We start from the raw sequence: 16,277 nt of genomic DNA, 5'->3' as shown, positions 1-16,277 counted from the left end.
TCCCAGGATACGCCCGAGGCCGGGGCCCCACGTGGGAACCCCGGCCTCGTTGACACGAACGAATCAGGCGAAGGTCAGCGCCTGGCGGGCGATCGCCAGCTCCTCGTTGGTCGGGTAGACGACGAGGGTGACGGTCGAGTCGGGAGCGGACACGATGCGCGGCTCCTTGACGCGGCCCTTGTTGGCCTCGACGTCGATCTTCACGCCGAAGGGGGCGAGGGCCTCGGCCAGCTCGCGGCGCACGTCGTCGTCGTTCTCGCCGATGCCGGCGGTGAAGGTGATGACGTCCAGGCCGCCGAGCTCAGCGGCGTAGGAGCCCACGTACTTCAGCAGGCGGTTGATGTACACGTCCATGGCGGTACGCGCGCGCTTGGCGGCCTCGGGGTCGGAGGTGTTGTTGATGACCTCCCACACGGAGCGCATGTCGGACTCACCGGTCATGCCCTTCATGCCGGACTTCTTGTTGAAGAGCGTGTCGACCTCGTCGACGGTCATGCCGGCGACGCGCTGCAGGTGGAACACGACGGCGGGGTCGATGTCGCCGGTGCGGGTGCCCATCATGAGGCCCTCGAGGGGGGTCAGGCCCATGGAGGTGTCGATCGGGTGGCCGTTCTTGACGGCGGAGGCGGACGCGCCGTTGCCCAGGTGCAGGACGATCTGCTTGAGGTCGTCGCGGCCCAGCATCTTGGAGATTTCCTGGGAGACGAACTGGTGGGAGGTGCCGTGGGCGCCGTAGCGGCGCACAGAGTACTTCTCGGCGGTCTCGGTCTCGAGGGCGTACAGGGCGGCCTTGTCGGGCAGCTGCTGGAAGAACGCGGTGTCGAAGACGGCGACGTGGGGGACGTCGGGCATGAGCTCACGCGCCACGTCGATGCCCTTGAGGTGGGCGGGGTTGTGCAGCGGAGCCAGCGGGCACAGCTCTTCGATCAGGTTGCGGACCTCGTCGGTGATGAGGGCCGGGCCGTCGAAGTAGCGGCCGCCCTGAACGACGCGGTGGCCGACGGCGAGGATGTGGGCCTCGGCCAGGGACGGGCCCTCCGTGTCGAAGAGGCGCAGGACCTCACGCATGCCGACGGTGTGGTCGGGAACCGGGAGCTCTTCCTTGGTGACGGCGTCGCCGTGCTCATGCTTGATGAGGCCGGTGGTGTCACCGATGCGCTCGACGATGCCCTTGGCGATGGCGTCGCCGGTTTCGGGGTCGACGAGCTGGTACTTGATGGAGGAGGAGCCGGAGTTAATGACGAGGACGGAGGACGAGGACACGCGTTCGCCTTTCGTGGTGTGGGGGATAGGAAAGAAAAAGTACGAGGCCGGGGCCCGGTTCGCATCAATACTAACCGGACCCCGGGGGCTCGTTCCCGTTCAGCCCTGGGCCTGGACGGCGGTCAGGGCGACGGTGTTGACGATGTCTTCGACGAGGGCGCCGCGCGACAGGTCGTTGACGGGCTTGTTGAGGCCCTGCAGGACGGGGCCGACGGCGAGCGCGCCGGAGGAGCGCTGGACCGCCTTGTAGCCGATGTTTCCGGCTTCCAGCGAGGGGAAGACGAAGACGGTGGCCTTGCCGGCGACCTCGGAGCCGGGCAGCTTGGTGGCGGCGACGGCCTCGTCGACGGCTGCGTCGAACTGGATGGGGCCTTCGATGGCCAGCTCGGGGGCCTTCTCGCGGGCGAGGCGGGTGGCCTCGATGACGACGTCGACGTCCGGGCCGGCCCCGGAGGTGCCGGTCGAGTAGGAGAGCATGGCGACGCGCGGGGTGACGCCGAACTGGGCGGCGGTGCGCGCGGAGGTCACGGCGATGTCGGCCAGCTGCTCGGAGGTGGGGTTGGGGTTGACGGCGCAGTCGCCGAAGGCCCACACGCGGTCCTTCATCGCCATGAGGAAGATGGAGGAGACGACGGAGACGCCGGGGGCGGTCTTGATGATCTGGAAGGAGGGGACGATCGTGTGCGCGGTCGTGTGGGCAGCGCCCGAGACCATGCCGTCGGCGTCGCCCATGTGAACCATCATGGTGCCGAAGTAGGACACGTCGGTGACCTTCTCACGGGCCTGCTCGAGGGTGACGCCCTTCTTGGCGCGCAGGCGCGCGAACTCCTCGGCGTAGCGCTCGAGGTAGGCGGGATCGTTCACGGAGACGACCTGGGCGGCGCTCAGGTCGAGGCCGAGCTCGCCGGCGCGCTTGGCAACGTAGTCGGCGTCGCCCACGAAGGTGATGTCGGCGATGCCGGCGGCGAGGACCTGGGCGGCGGCCTGCAGGACGCGGTCGTCGTCGGGCTCGGGCAGGACGATGCGCTTGCGCTCGGCGCGGGCGCGCTCGATGAGGTCCGCCTGGAAAGCGAGAGGGGTGACCGCGGTGGGGGCGGCGGTGGCGCGCAGGGTGGCCGCGGCCTCGTCGCCCAGCGGCAGGGTCAGAACGGGGACGTCGGCCTGAAGCGCGGGGGCGCCACCGGTCAGGACGACGGCGACGACGGATGCGGCAGCGGCCTTGGCGCGCAGGCGAGCGGCTGCGATCTCTTCGGCGAGGAGCTCGGCGCTGGCACCCTCGGCGTCGAAGGCAAGGATGACGCCGGCGCGGGTGGAGGCGGCGAGGTTCAGGTTCCAGGCCACGTGGTCGAAGGCGCGGTTCGAGGCCTCACGGGCGGGGGCGATGAGCGCGTCGTCGCCGGCGGCGCGGACGGCTTCGACCGCGGCGGGCAGAGCGGAGGCGGGACGGAGGGCGGCGTCGGTAGCCGTCGTGCCGGCCAGGGCGTCGACGGTGGCGACGCCGAGAACGCGGGCCAGCTCGTCAGTAGCGAGGGCGGCTGCCTCCGACGAACCGGGGGCGACGACAATAAAGCGGGACACTCGAATGCTCCTTTGGTGCGAGAAATATGTTGCGGGTCTCAGGGACCTTTGGACCAATACTAAACCCGCATGCCCCTTATTCCTATTCTTTTGAAAAGACGAGGCCGTGGTTGGCTTGGTGGGGCGCAGATGAGCGCGCGCATGATGACGAGCGCTCGTGCGATAGGGTAGGGGCGTGAATAACGAGGAAAAGACCGCGCGCGCACGAGTGGGTGCGTGGCTTGGCGCTGCCCTGAGTGCGCTCGGCGTTCTCGGCGTGATTGCGCTGGCCGTGAGCGATCACCGCCATCGCGCGGTCATGCTCATGGTCGCTGTCCTCGTTGGCATGGGTGCTCTGCGTCTGTGGACGCCGGGACGGCCCTGGTTTGCGTCGCGAGCTCGTCTGATGGATGCCGCGGTGTACGTGATTCTCGCCGCGATTATTTGGTGGTTCGCCCCCTACGTCTCCACCCTGGCGGTGCGCTAAATCCCCTGGGAACAGTGGTGTTGCGAGCGGTGGCCGGCCTGCGCGAGCACGACATTTCTTCCGTGATTTTTGCCGCATCTATCCCGAATCCTGGTTACCGCTTCAAGAATTCGTAAAGCTCGGGCATGCTATGAGCGACCCATCATCCCTAATTGTCAAGGTGAAACACATGCGCGAGTTCCTGCGTAAATCCGGAATCCTCGTGTGGGTGATCGCTGCGATCATCCTCGCGACCGTCCTCGGATCCGTCCGTATTGGCGGCGACCACCTGGTTCCCGTCGAGATCGGCCGTATTTTCGCGACCTTCTCGGCGATCTTCAGCCAGTTCCTGTCCTTCTCTATCCCGCTGATCATCATCGGCCTCGTGACCCCCGCTATCGCGGACCTGGGCCGAGGCGCGGGCAAGTGGCTGGGTATCACGACGGCGATCGCCTACGCGTCGACGCTCTTCTCGGGCTTCCTCACCTACCTGGTGTGTGCGTCCCTGTTCCCGCGCCTCCTCGCTTCCACCCAGCTGGCCGACGTGGCCGAGCCGGGCAGCGCCCTCGAGTCCTACTTCACGATCGAAATGCCTGCGCCGCTGCAGGTGATGACGGCGCTGCTCCTGTCCTTCGTGGTGGGCCTGGGCCTGTCGATGGTCCCGCGCGGCGTGCTGCGTAAGGGATTCATCGAGTTCCGCGCCATCATTACCCGTCTCATCGAGACGATCATCATTCCGCTGCTGCCGCTGCACATCTTCGGCATCTTCCTGAACCTGACCTACACGGGCGAGGCCGCTTCGGTCATCCGCACGCTGGTGCGCGTGGTCATCGTGGTTCTGGTCCTCGAGGTCATCATCCTGCTGACCCAGTTCTGCTTCGCGGGCCTCGTCGCGCGTCGTAACCCCTTCAAGGCCATCGTTACGATGATGCCGGCCTACCTGACGGCTCTGGGCACCTCCTCGTCCGCGGCTACCATCCCGGTGACCCTGCGTCAGACGAAGAAGAACGGCGTGTCCGACGCGGTCGCGTCCTTCACGATTCCGCTGTGCGCGACGATCCACCTGGCTGGCTCGACCTCGAAGATCTTCTCCTTCGCGTTCGCCATCGTCCTGACCCAGGGCCTGACGGTGAGCTCCCTGCAGTGGGTCGGCTTCATCTTCATGCTGGGCATCACCATGGTCGCCGCCCCCGGCGTCCCCGGCGGCGCCATCATGGCGGCCACCGGCCTGCTGAGCTCCATGCTGGGCTTCAACGACGCCCAGGTCGCGCTCATGATCGCGACCTACATCGCCCTGGACTCCTTCGGCACCGCCACCAACGTGACGGGCGACGGCGCGATCGCGCTCATCGTGGACCGCATGGCCCACGGCTCCATCGGCAACGAGGGCGACCCGGAGAACGCTCGCGAGCTGGCGTTTGACGGCATGGCCTACCTGGACCGCGTCTCCGTCGAGGGCGTTGTCAGCCCCGAGGAACTGGCCGAGTCCGCCGCCCGCAATAGCAGCGAAACTGTCGCCTAGTCTCCAGTGACCGCGTGAGCGCGCGCCCGCCGTTGTCGGCGGGCGCGCGCTTGTCGTTTCCTCGGTAAATGGGAGTAAGGCCCTAGTGGTGGAGGCGCAGGTCACGTAGAATAGGGAACGATAGGCACACTGGGCCTCGTGGCCCGCTCCGTCAACGAAAGATGGCAGAAAAATGAGCACAGTTCGTATCGGTGTCCTCACGTCGGGCGGTGACGCCCAGGGAATGAACGCGGCTGTTCGAGCCGTCGTGCGTACGGCGCTGGCGCGTGGAGCGCAGCCCTACGCGATCTACGAAGGCTGGCAGGGTGCCTGCGTGGGTGGCGATTCCATTAAGAAGATGGAGTGGTCGGACGTGTCCTCGATCCTGGCCGAAGGCGGCACGGTGATCGGCACGGCTCGCAGTGCTGACTTCCGCACGTACGAGGGGCGCCACCGCGCGGCTGCGAACCTACTCGAGCACGGTATCGATCACCTCGTCGTGATCGGTGGCGACGGCTCCCTGTCGGGTACGAACGAGTTCCGCGGCGAGTGGGCGCAGCACGTCGCCGAGCTGGCTGCCGAGGGCGTGATCTCGCCCGAGACCGCCGCCGAGCACCCGGCTCTCATCATCGTCGGCCTCGTCGGCTCGATCGACAACGACCTGGTGGGCACGGACATGACGATCGGCGCGGACACAGCGCTGCATCGCATTCTGGACGCCATCGACCAGCTGACCAGCACGGCGGCCTCGCACCAGCGCACGTTCGTCGTTGAGGTCATGGGCCGCCACTGCGGCTACCTGCCCCTCATGGCGGCTGTCGCGGGCGGCGCTGACTACGTGTTCACGCCCGAGGACCCTGCGGGCCCGGGCTGGCAGGATGACCTGGCCGAGCACCTGCGCCTCGGCCGCGAGGCTGGTCGCCGCGAGTCCATCGTCCTGGTGGCTGAGGGCGCGCACGACCGCGACGGCAACGAGCTGTCGACCCAGCTGATCGCCGACACGATCCAGGAGCGCACGGGCGAGGACGCCCGCGTGACGATCCTCGGCCACGTGCAGCGCGGCGGCACTCCCTCGGCCTACGACCGCTGGATGTCCACGCTGCTGGGCTACGCGGCCGTCCAGGAGATCCTGGCGTCCTCGGCTGAGGATGAGCCCGTTATTCTGGGCGTGCGTCGCAACCGCATCACCCGCATCCCCCTCATGAAGGCCGTGCACGATACGCGTGCGGTCAAGGACCTGATTGCGGCCGGCGACTACGCGGCGGCCCAGGCCTCGCGTGGCTCGTCCTTCTCGTCGATGGTGGGCATCAACCAGATCCTGTCCACGCCCCCGCAGCTCACCCCGGAGCCGACGGGCGAGATCAAGCGTGTCGCGATCCTGCACGCGGGCGGTCTGGCCCCCGGCATGAACACGGCGGCCCGCGTGGCCGTGCGCCTGGGTATCGCGCGCGGCTGGACGATGCTCGGTGTCGACGGCTCGTGGAGCGGCCTGGCGGATGACCGCGTGCGTGAACTGAGCTGGTCCGACGTGGAAGGCTGGGCCTTCAAGGGTGGCGCAGAGCTCGGGACCAAGCGTGATATTCCGCCGGTCGAGCAGTTCTACGCGCTGGGTCGCGCCATTGAGCGCAACGAGATCGACGCCCTCCTCATCATCGGCGGCATGAATGCTTACCTGGGTGTTCACGCGATCACCTCGGAGAAGGACCGCTACCCGGCGTTCCAGATTCCGATTCTGCTCATCCCGGCCTCGATCGACAACAACCTGCCGGGCTGCGAGCTCGCGATCGGCACGGACACGGCAATCAACAATGCGACGTGGGCAATCGACCGCATCAAGGAGAGCGCGGCCGCGTCCAAGCGCTGCTTCATCGCTGAGACGATGGGGCGCCGATGCGGCTACCTGACTCTCATGAGCGCCCTGTCGAGCGGCGCGGAATATATGTACATCAACGAGGAGTCCCCCTCCCTCGAGCAGATCGCCGCGGATGCCGATCGGATGGTCGCCTCCTTCAAGTCCGGTCGACGCCTGTTCCTCACGTTGCTCAACGAGTCGGCGTCCCAGTACTACGACCGCGAGTTCCTGGCTGACGTGTTCAACGCCGAGTCCGAGGGGATCTACGACGTGCGGCACCAGGCCCTCGGCCACATGCAGCAGGGCGGCTCGCCCTCGCCGTACGACCGCCTGCTCGCCACGCGCCTCGTGGCGCGCGCCTTCGAGCAGCTCCTCGACCAGTTCGATCGCGGCGACCGCGGCGCCTACTACATCGGCCAGGTCGGCAACGCCGTCGAGGCGCGCCCGGTCAAGAACATGTTCGATGACCTCGACATCGAGAATCGTCGCCCGTTCCACCAGTGGTGGCTTGACCTCGTCCCCGTCCAGCGCATCGTGTCGCTGCAGAACCCGGGCATCGAGGCCACTCCCATCCACATCGACGATCCGGTCGCCTGAACCCCGGGTCTTCTGACGGCATACGAGGCCGTGGTTCCGTGAGCACTTGCGGGCCACGGCCTCGTCGTTTCAGAAGCGAGAAACGAGGGTGACCAGGGGCGCAGACCCCGCTAAACTAAAGTGCGAACCAATCTCTACTGTCAGGAGACCCCATGAGTGATATCCCCGTGATCGACCCGACGATGACCCCCGCGTGGGACACGCTCGACCAGCTGGCCGACAACTTCGATCCCGACCTGCGCAAGCTGTTCGCGGACGACCCCAACCGCACCCAGACTTTCACCTTCGACGCGGCCGACCTGCACGTCGACCTGTCGAAGAACCTCGTGTGCCCCACGCTGGTGGGCCACCTCCTCGCCCTCGCTGAGCAGACCGGCGTCCTGGAGCTGCGCGACCGCATGTACGCGGGCGAGCACATCAACGTCACCGAGGACCGCGCCGTCCTGCACACCGCGCTGCGCCGCCCCGCGACCGACTCCCTGACGGTCGACGGCCAGGACGCGATCGCCGACGTGCACGAGGTGCTGGAGAAGGTCTACGCCTTCGCTCGCCGCGTCCGCTCCGGCGAGTGGGTCGGCATCACCGGCAAGCCCGTCAAGACCGTCGTCAACGTCGGCATCGGTGGCTCCGACCTGGGCCCCGTCATGGCGTACGAGGCCCTCAAGCCCTACGTGCAGGAGGGCCTGGAGTGCCGCTTCATCTCCAACATTGACCCCACCGACGCGGGCGAGACCACGAAGGACCTGGACCCCGAGACGACCCTCGTGATCGTCGCGTCCAAGACCTTCACGACGCTCGAGACCATCACGAACGCCAAGGTCGTGCGCGCCTGGCTGCTCGACGGCCTGCGTGAACGCGGCATCGTCACCGACGAGGCCTCCGAGAAGGAAGCAATCGCCAAGCACTTCGTCGCCGTGTCCACCGCCCTGGACAAGGTCGCCGAGTTCGGCATCGACCCGGCCAACGCCTTCGGCTTCTGGAGCTGGGTGGGCGGCCGCTACTCCGTGGATTCCGCCGTGGGCACCTCCCTGGCCGTCGCGATCGGCCCCGAGGGCTTCTCCGACTTCCTCGCCGGCTTCCACGCGATGGACCGCCACTTCGCCGAGGCCGCGCCCGAGAAGAACGTGCCCCTGCTGATGGGCCTGCTCAACGTGTGGTACTCGAACTTCCTGGGCGCCGACACGCACGCCGTCCTGCCCTACTCCCAGTACCTGCACCGCTTCCCCGCGTACCTGCAGCAGCTGACCATGGAGTCCAACGGCAAGTCCGTGCGCCGCGACGGCAGCCCCGTCACCTACGAGACCGGCGAGGTCTTCTGGGGTGAGCCCGGCACCAACGGCCAGCACGCCTTCTACCAGCTGATCCACCAGGGCACCCGCATGGTCCCCGCCGACTTCATTGCCTTCGCGAACCCGACGTGGGCGCTGGGTGACGGCGACGCCGACATGCACGAGCTGTTCCTGTCGAACTTCTTCGCCCAGACCAAGGCCCTGGCCTTCGGTAAGACCAGCGAGGAGGTGCGCGCCGAGGGCACGCCCGAGGCCATCGTCTCCGCCCGCGTGTTCACCGGCAACCGTCCCACGACCTCGATCATGGCCCCCGCCCTGACCCCCTCGGTCCTGGGCCAGCTGATCGCCCTGTACGAGCACATCACCTTCGTTGAGGGTGCCGTGTGGGGCATCGACTCCTTCGACCAGTGGGGCGTCGAGCTGGGCAAGGTCCTGGCCAAGCAGATCCTCCCCGCCATCGAGGGCTCGTCCGAGGCCCTGGAGGCGCAGGATCAGTCCACCCGCGCTCTCATCGAGTACTACCGCGCGAATCGCACGAAGTAATCGCATCTGAGCTGTGCTCGGGGGCCGCGCCGCAAGGCGCGGCCCCCGACGTGTATGTGGGGCACGTTTTGGCGTGCTCGTATGGGGGTGTTCAACGGACGGGGAGTGTCGGACCCCCGAGAGAGTGTGAAGCCCTTGCTGCCTCACTGTTTGTGGGGACGAGGCGTCGCTTAGTGCTCGATGTGCTCGTGGCTCGCGTGCTCGGGACATTCGAGCTGGAACGTGGAGTGCGCGATGGGGAAGTGGTGGCACGCGCATTCGCCGAGCTCGTGGACGATGCGGTCGCGCGAGGGCCCGTCGGCCTCGTGCGTGACGGTCACGTGCGCGGTGACGGTCACGAGGTGCGAGGACACGGCGGCGACATGCAGGTCGTGCACGTCGAGGACGCCCTCGACGCCCATCATGTGCGCGCGCAGCTCGGTCACGTCCACGCTCGCGGGTGTCTGTTCCATGAGGATCGCGACAGAGCGGCGCAGGAGCGTGAGCGCGCGAGGTGCCATGAGGAGGGCGATCAGGAGCGAGGCGATTGCGTCGGCGCGCGTCCACCCGAAGGCCCACTCGGCACCGGCCGCAACGATGACAGCGAGGGAGCCGAGCGCGTCGTTCGCGACCTCGAGGAACGCGGCACGCATGTTGAGGTTCGCCTCGCGCCCGCCCGCGAGGATCGCCAGCGACACGATGTTTGCTACCAGGCCGATGACGCCGACGAGGAGCATGGGGCCGGCCTCGACCTCGGGCGGGGATGCCAGGCGCCACGCGCCCTCCCACGCGACCATGACGCAGATGACGAGGAGCATGCCGGCCTGCAGGGCGGCGGCCAAGACCTCGGAGCGCGCCCACCCCCACGTGTGCTTCTCGTCGCGCGGGCGGCGCATGAGGCGTGCGGCGATCAGCGCGATAACGAGGCCGGAGGCGTCCACGACCATGTGCCCCGCGTCCGCCGCCAGCGACAGGGATCCGGACCAGAAGGCGCCGACCAGCTCGGCGACAACGACGGCACCCGTGACCGCGAGCGCCCACCCCAGGCGCTTGGTCGAGGCCCCCGCGTGGGAATGATCGTGCGAGTGGCCTCCACGCTCGCCGCTCGGGGAGTGCGCGTGATCGTGGGAGTGAGCCACGGCCTCGTCGACGTGGGACGAGGCGGGGGCCGATTCTCGCGCGGATCCGGCGCTGGGGGAGGGGCTGGGACGGTTGTCGGACATGCTCCTATTGTACGTGCCGATGGGGCCTGCGGTGGAGACCTCCGCTCCTTTGATATGTTGCAGATCACTGCTTGGGTGGGTTCTCTTGGGACTGGGTGCCCGGGTCTGAGTGTGACGGACGACGTATCCTAGAAGACAGAGCGCGGGGAACACCGCGACTGAAGGGCACACGCCCACAGGAACTGTAAAGGAGCGCCACATCATGGCAGAACCTCGTATCGTCACCGTCACTGGCGCAGCCGGCAACATCGGCTACGCCCTCCTGTTCCGCATTGCTTCCGGCCAGCTGTTCGGCCCGGACGTGCCCGTCAAGCTGCACCTGCTGGAGATCCCGCAGGCCGTGAAGGCTGCCGAGGGCACCGCGATGGAGCTCGACGACTGTGCGTTCCCGACCCTGGCCGGCGTTGAGATCTTCGACGACGTGAACCGTGCGTTCCAGGGCACCAACGTCGCTTACCTGGTGGGCGCCATGCCGCGCCGCGCCGGTATGGAGCGCGCCGACCTGCTCGAGGCCAACGCGGGCATCTTCGGCCCCCAGGGCAAGGCCATCAACGACGGCGCCGCCGACGACGTGCGCGTCCTCGTCGTGGGCAACCCCGCGAACACCAACGCCACCATCGCCCAGAACGCCGCGCCGGACGTCCCCGCGTCGCGCTTCACCGCGATGATGCGCCTCGACCACAACCGCGCGATTGCGCAGCTCGCCCACAAGACCGGTGCCGCGAACGCCGACATCAAGGACGTCGTCGTGTGGGGTAACCACTCGGCCGACCAGTACCCGGACGTCTCCTTCGCGAAGGTTGCCGGCAAGCCCGCGACCGAGCTCGTGGACGAAGAGTGGCTGTCCAGCTACTACCGTCCCACCGTCGCCAAGCGTGGCGCCGCCATCATCGAGGCGCGTGGCGCCTCCTCGGCCGCCTCCGCCGCGAACGCCGCGATCGACCACATGTACTCGTGGATCCACGGCACCCCCGAGGGCGAGTGGGTCACCGCCGGTGTCATGTCCGACGGCACGCACTACGGCGTCCCCGCCGGCCTGAACTTCGGCTTCCCCGTCACCTCCGATGGTGGCGAGTGGCAGGTCGTCGACGGCCTCGAGATCTCCGACGCGACCCGCGCCGGAATCGACCACAACATCAAGGCCCTCCAGGAAGAGTACGACGCCGTCAAGGCGCTCGGCTTCATCAAGTGAGGCGACCGCCCTCGTGGCGGTTGGTGGGAAGGGCGCGCGCCCGGCTGATTGGCCGGGCGCGCGCCCGCATGTATGCGGGGTGTTGTTGGGGGTTATGGCCGCGGGGGCGGTGTGTGCCTGCGTGAGGGCTGCGGTTGTGGCTTGGGGTGGTCGTGGCTTGGGGCCGCGGGCTTGCTGGGGTGTTCGTCTGTGAGTGTGGCGCGGTCGTGGTGCCTCGGTGACGTGCGGCAGCCCTGCGCATGGAGCGATCCACTAGGTGCGGCAGCAATGCACTGCTTACTATCCAGTGCAATGCTGCGCTAAGTAGTGCAATGCTGCCGCGCAACAAGCCTGCGCGCGGCGCGGCCTGCTCCATAGCTACTCCAACGAGATTCCAGCCGAGCCGTGCCGGGCAGCCCTGCGCCAGTAAGGGAGCATTACACCAGTTAGGAGCAAGTGTGATTGCGGTCGGATGCCTGCCGTGCGTCGGTGAGTGGCATCGTGAGTGGCCTTGGCTGGAGCGTTGGTGTGTGGGAGGGGGTTTAGTCGTGGTGTCCGTTCCGCGTAGGAAGCGCATCCGCGATAGAGCTTGTCGTCGATGAGGGCGTGCACCCGATCAGTGAGCATTGCACCCGTTCTGATCGGGTGCAATGCTCCATAACGGGTGCAGCTCTCAAAATTTCGCACGTAATTCTATTCAGAGTCCTTCAGAATTTGAAATCAGAACGTTGAAATTCCGCGCTTTCTGGGGTATCGCAAATTTGTGGTGTCTAGGAATTACGTGCGAGATTGTTCGGTAGCTCAGTGTGGTCGAGGAGGTGGAACTAGTTGGCTGCTGCGCCGGTAGAGCTGTCCTTGATCCAGTCATAGGCAACGCGCTCCGTGTCGTTGGTAACGGTGATTGTGCCGCACTCTTGGAATCCGAAGGATTCGAGCGCGCGCCGCATCGGGGCGTTGTTCTCGTGGGTGTCGCAACGCAGGTAGTTAGCGTGCTCAGCCGCAAAGTTGAAAATTGCCCGCGCGACCCCATGCCCGCGCACTGCTGCCACGCGGTGAATCACGTGGTACTCAGCCTCGAAATGCCATGCGCCGTCGATCTCGGCATACGTCTCATCCGGTCCTGGAGCGAGGGTGAAAACAGCAAGTGGCCCCTCATCGTCAGCCACAAGGAAACAGTGCCCGTGCGCGATGTCTTCCTCAGCGTCAATGTGGCTCGGGTATCCGAAGGGCCACTGAGTCGCATTCCCATTCGCCTGCATAAACGCGCGGGCATGCACATACGCGCTCCCGATGAATGCGATGTCGCCAGGGGATGCGATTCGAATCTGCATCCTGAAATCGTACACGCAAACTATTCGTCTTTTGCGAAAGGCGAAAAATATTGTATGTGGGACCTAAGATGCGTTTACTTCGACTTAATGCAATCGAAGTGCATGCGGTGATGTGTAACCGCATCATATTGTTGTGTACGAACAGTGTCGGAGTGGGCAGTGATTGATATGATGGTCAAATCTGAAAATGTGAAAGTTGTGCCTTAAGGTGATTGGTTCAATCGTTCTCAATTGAAATCTGCAGATGCTCAACTTGCTGCTCGTCGGTTGGTGCAGCGTAAAGATGGAGCAGTTGGTGTCTGTCGCGATTGTGAAGTGTAATCGTTAATCTCTTAGTGCGCGTTATATGCTGGGGTTTCTTTCTTCGAAAGGTATGTGATTTGTTTCTGTGCCAATCTTTAAGTATCTTTCGCCAATAGTGGTGCCAGTTAATTCTAGTGTTTGAAAAATTGGTTGTCCGTTCTCATTTTGAATGTGTGCCTGATTGTCCCTCAGTCGAAAGAATGTACGTGGTATGAGACCGCTGTTGCCGTTGGTTACATGTACTAGTTTGATTGGGGTGTTAAAATTGCTGGACATTGCGAAAATGCAATCTTCGAAGATGATGTGGTCTTGATCCTCGAATGAAGATGATCGATTTGCTGTCATGATGGCAATGAAGGCCAGCGATGCGAAGTAGCATGATGTGAATTCCGTGTTCGAGTGTGTTAGTCCTGAGTCAACGGTTACTTTTTCGAATGTGCACCGGTCAAATCTTAAGCCTGTGTCGCGTTCATGCGTCGGTGTGCTGCTGTAGTTGATTTGTTCGATGCGGAGTATGCCCCATGTGTAATTTTCTGGAAGCTGTGTCTTGTCTAATATGGATTTACCTTCTGTTCTCCGGTATGCAACAGGGCTATTTGAGGCTTTATGAAATGTGCTAATTGTGTGGAGGAAAGTGCATTCCGAGAAATTGAGATAATTTATATCGTCGTAGTCAGAGCTGTCTGATTTGTTAGATGCGCGAATGTTGATTCTGTGGTCAATCCCTTCCGTGGACTCGTCCTTGCAGAACGCGATTCCTTTGAAGTCCCCGTAGCTAATATATTTCGGAAAATTGTCGTGTGAAACTATCGTCCCAGGTGTATTTTCTTTGCGTTGTGAGTGGAACGTGAGTTGCTTCATGAAGCTGCTCTTGTGCCACACGAGCTTATGTATTGTGCATCCGCTGAAGGTTGCGTTTTCGTGAAATACTGCTCCCGTTAGTACAATGGTACATTGTGTCTTACGGTCGATCATTTTAAATTCGGTATAGAAGTTAACGTTCCTGAAGTTTAAAACTTCCATAGACCAATTTGCTAGAAGGTCTTTTTGGTCGGCAGGATCTACTCGTCTGAAAATCACCTCTAGAATTTCGCTCTGAATCCCAATGTGATCTTCTTTGGTTCCTTCTGATTCGATTAGTTGGCCCTCATGGCGCATCTGGAGACAAAGTGTGCTGATGATGTGCTGTTGGAGTTGTTGCTGTGCAGTGTGATTGAGTTGGCCGCTGTGTGCGGCTGAATCGGCAAGTTCCGCTAGAAGGCTTACCGCTGCAAGGCGGATACCTGGATTGTTGCTGTCGAGTGTGTGAAGAATATGTTCGCGGCGCTTCCAGTATTCGTCGCGCTCAATCTGTTCGAGGCGATTATGCTCTTGTCTCTTTTGTTCCTTTTCGGCTTGCTGCTGCGCCTTCGTTCGTTCTTCTTCCCTGATGGCGTTGTCGTGGCTCCGCTGCTGCCAAGCCGAGAATGCGAAGCCGGCCGCCGTGATGGTTAGGCATACTTCGATTTCCTCGCGAGATGGTGTGCGCATGTGGAATGGCCAGCGCTTGGGGCAGTCTTGTATCGCATGCATGATCTCGTCGAAAGTCGCTGAGCCCCAGATGGAGGTGATGAACATGCTGCCTAAGAACAAAAAGGCGGCTAATACGAACGGTATCCACCAGTGCATCAGGCAGCCGGGCATGGGGGTGAGATGACTGCTCTTGCACTCTTTCGTGGATGCGCTGCTGTCGACCTCGGGGGTGTCCTTGGGGTCATCGTCGGCGGGGACCATGCTGGCTCCTTTGCTCTGGGGTCACTGCTTCGCATCGTAGCAGCCTGTCCAGGGAATTGGTCCCGAGATGAAAGCTTGTGGGGCTTTGGTGTCAAGCTAATGTTCATGCGGGTGCCTGGTGTCGCAGTTCTGCAGCGTGGAGTGCGATAGGAGAGGTCGATGGGTATCGCTCAGTGGGGCGACGTGCCAGCGGTTGTATCAGCCGGCGTAGTTTGGCTCCGGCTTGGGTGCGTGGCCACAGGCGTTTGGGGGAGGAGCAGGCTAGGCGTGCGTGAAACGCGCGTGAAACTAGGGTGCTAGCCTCGGCGGCTCATGAAACGAGCGCGAAACCGCAACCCCGACCGCAGCAATGTAGCAACGCAACCCCGCCCAGCAACAACCCCACCCCGTAACCCCGTGGCATCTCCCGCAAACCCTGCCCCTGCCTCGTTCGCGGGTATGAACCTAGTTAGACTGGAACGCATGACTGAAAACGCGCAGCTTGTTGTGACTCTGTCCTGCCCGGACCGCCCCGGTATCGTGCACGCCGTGACCGGTGTGATCGGCGAGTCCGGCGGCAACGTCATCCAGTCCCAGCAGTTCGGCGACTCCGACACGGGTACCTTCTTCATGCGCGTCGAGGTCGACTCCCCGAAGGGCCGCACCCCCATCGACGAGGGCCTTGCCCGCGTCGCCGAGGAATTCGCCGCAACCTACCGCGTCGACGACCTGGGCCGCAAGCTGCGCACCATCATCATGGTCTCCCGCGAGGGCCACTGCCTCACCGACCTCCTGTATCGCCAGCAGACGCAGGGCCTGCCCATCGACGTCATCGCGGTCGTCGGCAACCACCCGGACCTGGCGCCCGTCGCCCAGTTCTACGGCGTCCCCTTCCTCAACATCCCCGTCACGAAGGACACGAAGGCCCAGGCGGAGCGCCAGCTCCTCGACCTCATCGCCTCCGAAAATGTTGAGCTCGTCGTCCTGGCGCGCTACATGCAGATCCTCTCCGACGAGGTCTGCCGCGCCATGCAGGGCCGCGTCATCAACATTCACCACTCCTTCCTGCCCTCCTTCAAGGGCGCGCGCCCCTACGCGCAGGCCCACGAGCGCGGCGTGAAGCTGATTGGCGCGACCGCCCACTACGTGACCGCCGACCTCGATGAGGGCCCGATTATCGAGCAGGACGTCACCCGCGTCTCCCACGCCGACTCCACGCCTGACATGGTGGCCCTCGGCCAGGACGTGGAGCGCCGCGTCCTCGCGCAGGCCGTCCGCTTCCACGCGGAGCGTCGCGTTCTCATGAATGGCAACCGAACGGTCGTCTTCTCGCGCTGAGGTCCCCTCGCGCACGCAGTAACGAGGCCGGAGCGCGGTCCGCGCACACGCCGAGCCTGACCGCCCGACCGGCGCGCCGGCCTCGTGACACCCGGCTGGCATGTCGCAACCT

Annotated in this window: 11 protein-coding genes; 6 read left to right on the top strand and 5 right to left on the bottom strand. The window is 64.3% G+C overall.

Features of this window, described 5'->3' with window-relative positions; translation table 11 throughout:
- Nucleotides 1–63: 63 nt before the first annotated feature.
- Nucleotides 64–1,263, bottom strand: a complete 1,200-nt coding sequence (locus tag FBF35_RS08300; RefSeq protein WP_060565723.1) for an acetate/propionate family kinase — start codon at nt 1,261–1,263, stop codon at nt 64–66.
- A gap of 99 nt (nt 1,264–1,362) precedes the next feature.
- Entirely contained in the window at nt 1,363–2,841 is a 1,479-nt protein-coding gene (gene pta / locus FBF35_RS08295; RefSeq protein WP_060565722.1) for a phosphate acetyltransferase, read from the bottom strand.
- Between the two features lie 175 nt (nt 2,842–3,016).
- On the opposite strand from pta, the gene FBF35_RS08290 reads away from it, so the two are divergent.
- The 4 genes from FBF35_RS08290 to pgi all read left to right on the top strand — a co-directional run bounded on the left by FBF35_RS08290 (nt 3,017) and on the right by pgi (nt 9,068).
- A complete protein-coding gene (locus FBF35_RS08290; protein ID WP_060565721.1) occupies nt 3,017–3,307 on the top strand; it encodes a hypothetical protein in 291 nt (96 codons plus the stop codon).
- 169 nt (nt 3,308–3,476) lie between these two features.
- Nucleotides 3,477–4,808 carry a dicarboxylate/amino acid:cation symporter gene (locus FBF35_RS08285; protein WP_060565720.1) on the top strand — a complete coding sequence of 444 codons (1,332 nt, stop codon included), beginning with the start codon at nt 3,477–3,479 and terminating at the stop codon, nt 4,806–4,808.
- Between the two features lie 172 nt (nt 4,809–4,980).
- Complete coding sequence (locus FBF35_RS08280; protein WP_060565719.1) at nt 4,981–7,236, top strand: 6-phosphofructokinase; 2,256 nt, start codon at nt 4,981–4,983, stop codon at nt 7,234–7,236.
- A 152-nt stretch (nt 7,237–7,388) separates the two neighbouring features.
- Nucleotides 7,389–9,068 carry a glucose-6-phosphate isomerase gene (gene pgi / locus FBF35_RS08275; protein ID WP_060565718.1) on the top strand — a complete coding sequence of 560 codons (1,680 nt, stop codon included), beginning with the start codon at nt 7,389–7,391 and terminating at the stop codon, nt 9,066–9,068.
- 170 nt (nt 9,069–9,238) lie between these two features.
- Here pgi and FBF35_RS08270 read toward each other — a convergent pair whose 3' ends face one another.
- Nucleotides 9,239–10,270: a cation diffusion facilitator family transporter gene (locus FBF35_RS08270; RefSeq protein WP_060565717.1), complete on the bottom strand. Its 1,032-nt coding sequence runs from the start codon at nt 10,268–10,270 to the stop codon at nt 9,239–9,241.
- 202 nt (nt 10,271–10,472) lie between these two features.
- On the opposite strand from FBF35_RS08270, the gene FBF35_RS08265 reads away from it, so the two are divergent.
- Nucleotides 10,473–11,462 carry a malate dehydrogenase gene (locus tag FBF35_RS08265; protein WP_009054243.1) on the top strand — a complete coding sequence of 330 codons (990 nt, stop codon included), beginning with the start codon at nt 10,473–10,475 and terminating at the stop codon, nt 11,460–11,462.
- 803 nt (nt 11,463–12,265) lie between these two features.
- On the opposite strand, the gene FBF35_RS08260 is transcribed toward FBF35_RS08265, so the two are convergent.
- Complete coding sequence (locus FBF35_RS08260; protein ID WP_060566399.1) at nt 12,266–12,772, bottom strand: GNAT family N-acetyltransferase; 507 nt, start codon at nt 12,770–12,772, stop codon at nt 12,266–12,268.
- Nucleotides 12,773–13,114: 342 nt separating this feature from the next.
- Nucleotides 13,115–14,848: a hypothetical protein gene (locus tag FBF35_RS08255; protein ID WP_131726608.1), complete on the bottom strand. Its 1,734-nt coding sequence runs from the start codon at nt 14,846–14,848 to the stop codon at nt 13,115–13,117.
- 462 nt (nt 14,849–15,310) lie between these two features.
- On the opposite strand from FBF35_RS08255, the gene purU reads away from it, so the two are divergent.
- Complete coding sequence (purU, locus tag FBF35_RS08250; protein ID WP_060565715.1) at nt 15,311–16,165, top strand: formyltetrahydrofolate deformylase; 855 nt, start codon at nt 15,311–15,313, stop codon at nt 16,163–16,165.
- Nucleotides 16,166–16,277: the final 112 nt, after the last annotated feature.

Source organism: Schaalia odontolytica, assembly GCF_005696695.1.
Lineage (GTDB): Bacteria > Actinomycetota > Actinomycetes > Actinomycetales > Actinomycetaceae > Pauljensenia > Pauljensenia odontolytica_C.
The sequence above is the reverse complement of the archived record's forward strand: the minus strand, read 5'-3'. Positions and strand labels throughout refer to the sequence as shown.

Coding starts and splice junctions, on each gene's coding strand:
- FBF35_RS08285 (WP_060565720.1), top strand. CDS start 3,477: ATGCGCGAGTTCCTGCGTAAATCCGGAATCCTCGTGTGGGTGATCGCT.
- FBF35_RS08280 (WP_060565719.1), top strand. CDS start 4,981: ATGAGCACAGTTCGTATCGGTGTCCTCACGTCGGGCGGTGACGCCCAG.
- pgi (WP_060565718.1), top strand. CDS start 7,389: ATGAGTGATATCCCCGTGATCGACCCGACGATGACCCCCGCGTGGGAC.
- FBF35_RS08270 (WP_060565717.1), bottom strand. CDS start 10,270: ATGTCCGACAACCGTCCCAGCCCCTCCCCCAGCGCCGGATCCGCGCGA.
- FBF35_RS08265 (WP_009054243.1), top strand. CDS start 10,473: ATGGCAGAACCTCGTATCGTCACCGTCACTGGCGCAGCCGGCAACATC.
- FBF35_RS08260 (WP_060566399.1), bottom strand. CDS start 12,772: ATGCAGATTCGAATCGCATCCCCTGGCGACATCGCATTCATCGGGAGC.
- FBF35_RS08255 (WP_131726608.1), bottom strand. CDS start 14,848: ATGGTCCCCGCCGACGATGACCCCAAGGACACCCCCGAGGTCGACAGC.
- purU (WP_060565715.1), top strand. CDS start 15,311: ATGACTGAAAACGCGCAGCTTGTTGTGACTCTGTCCTGCCCGGACCGC.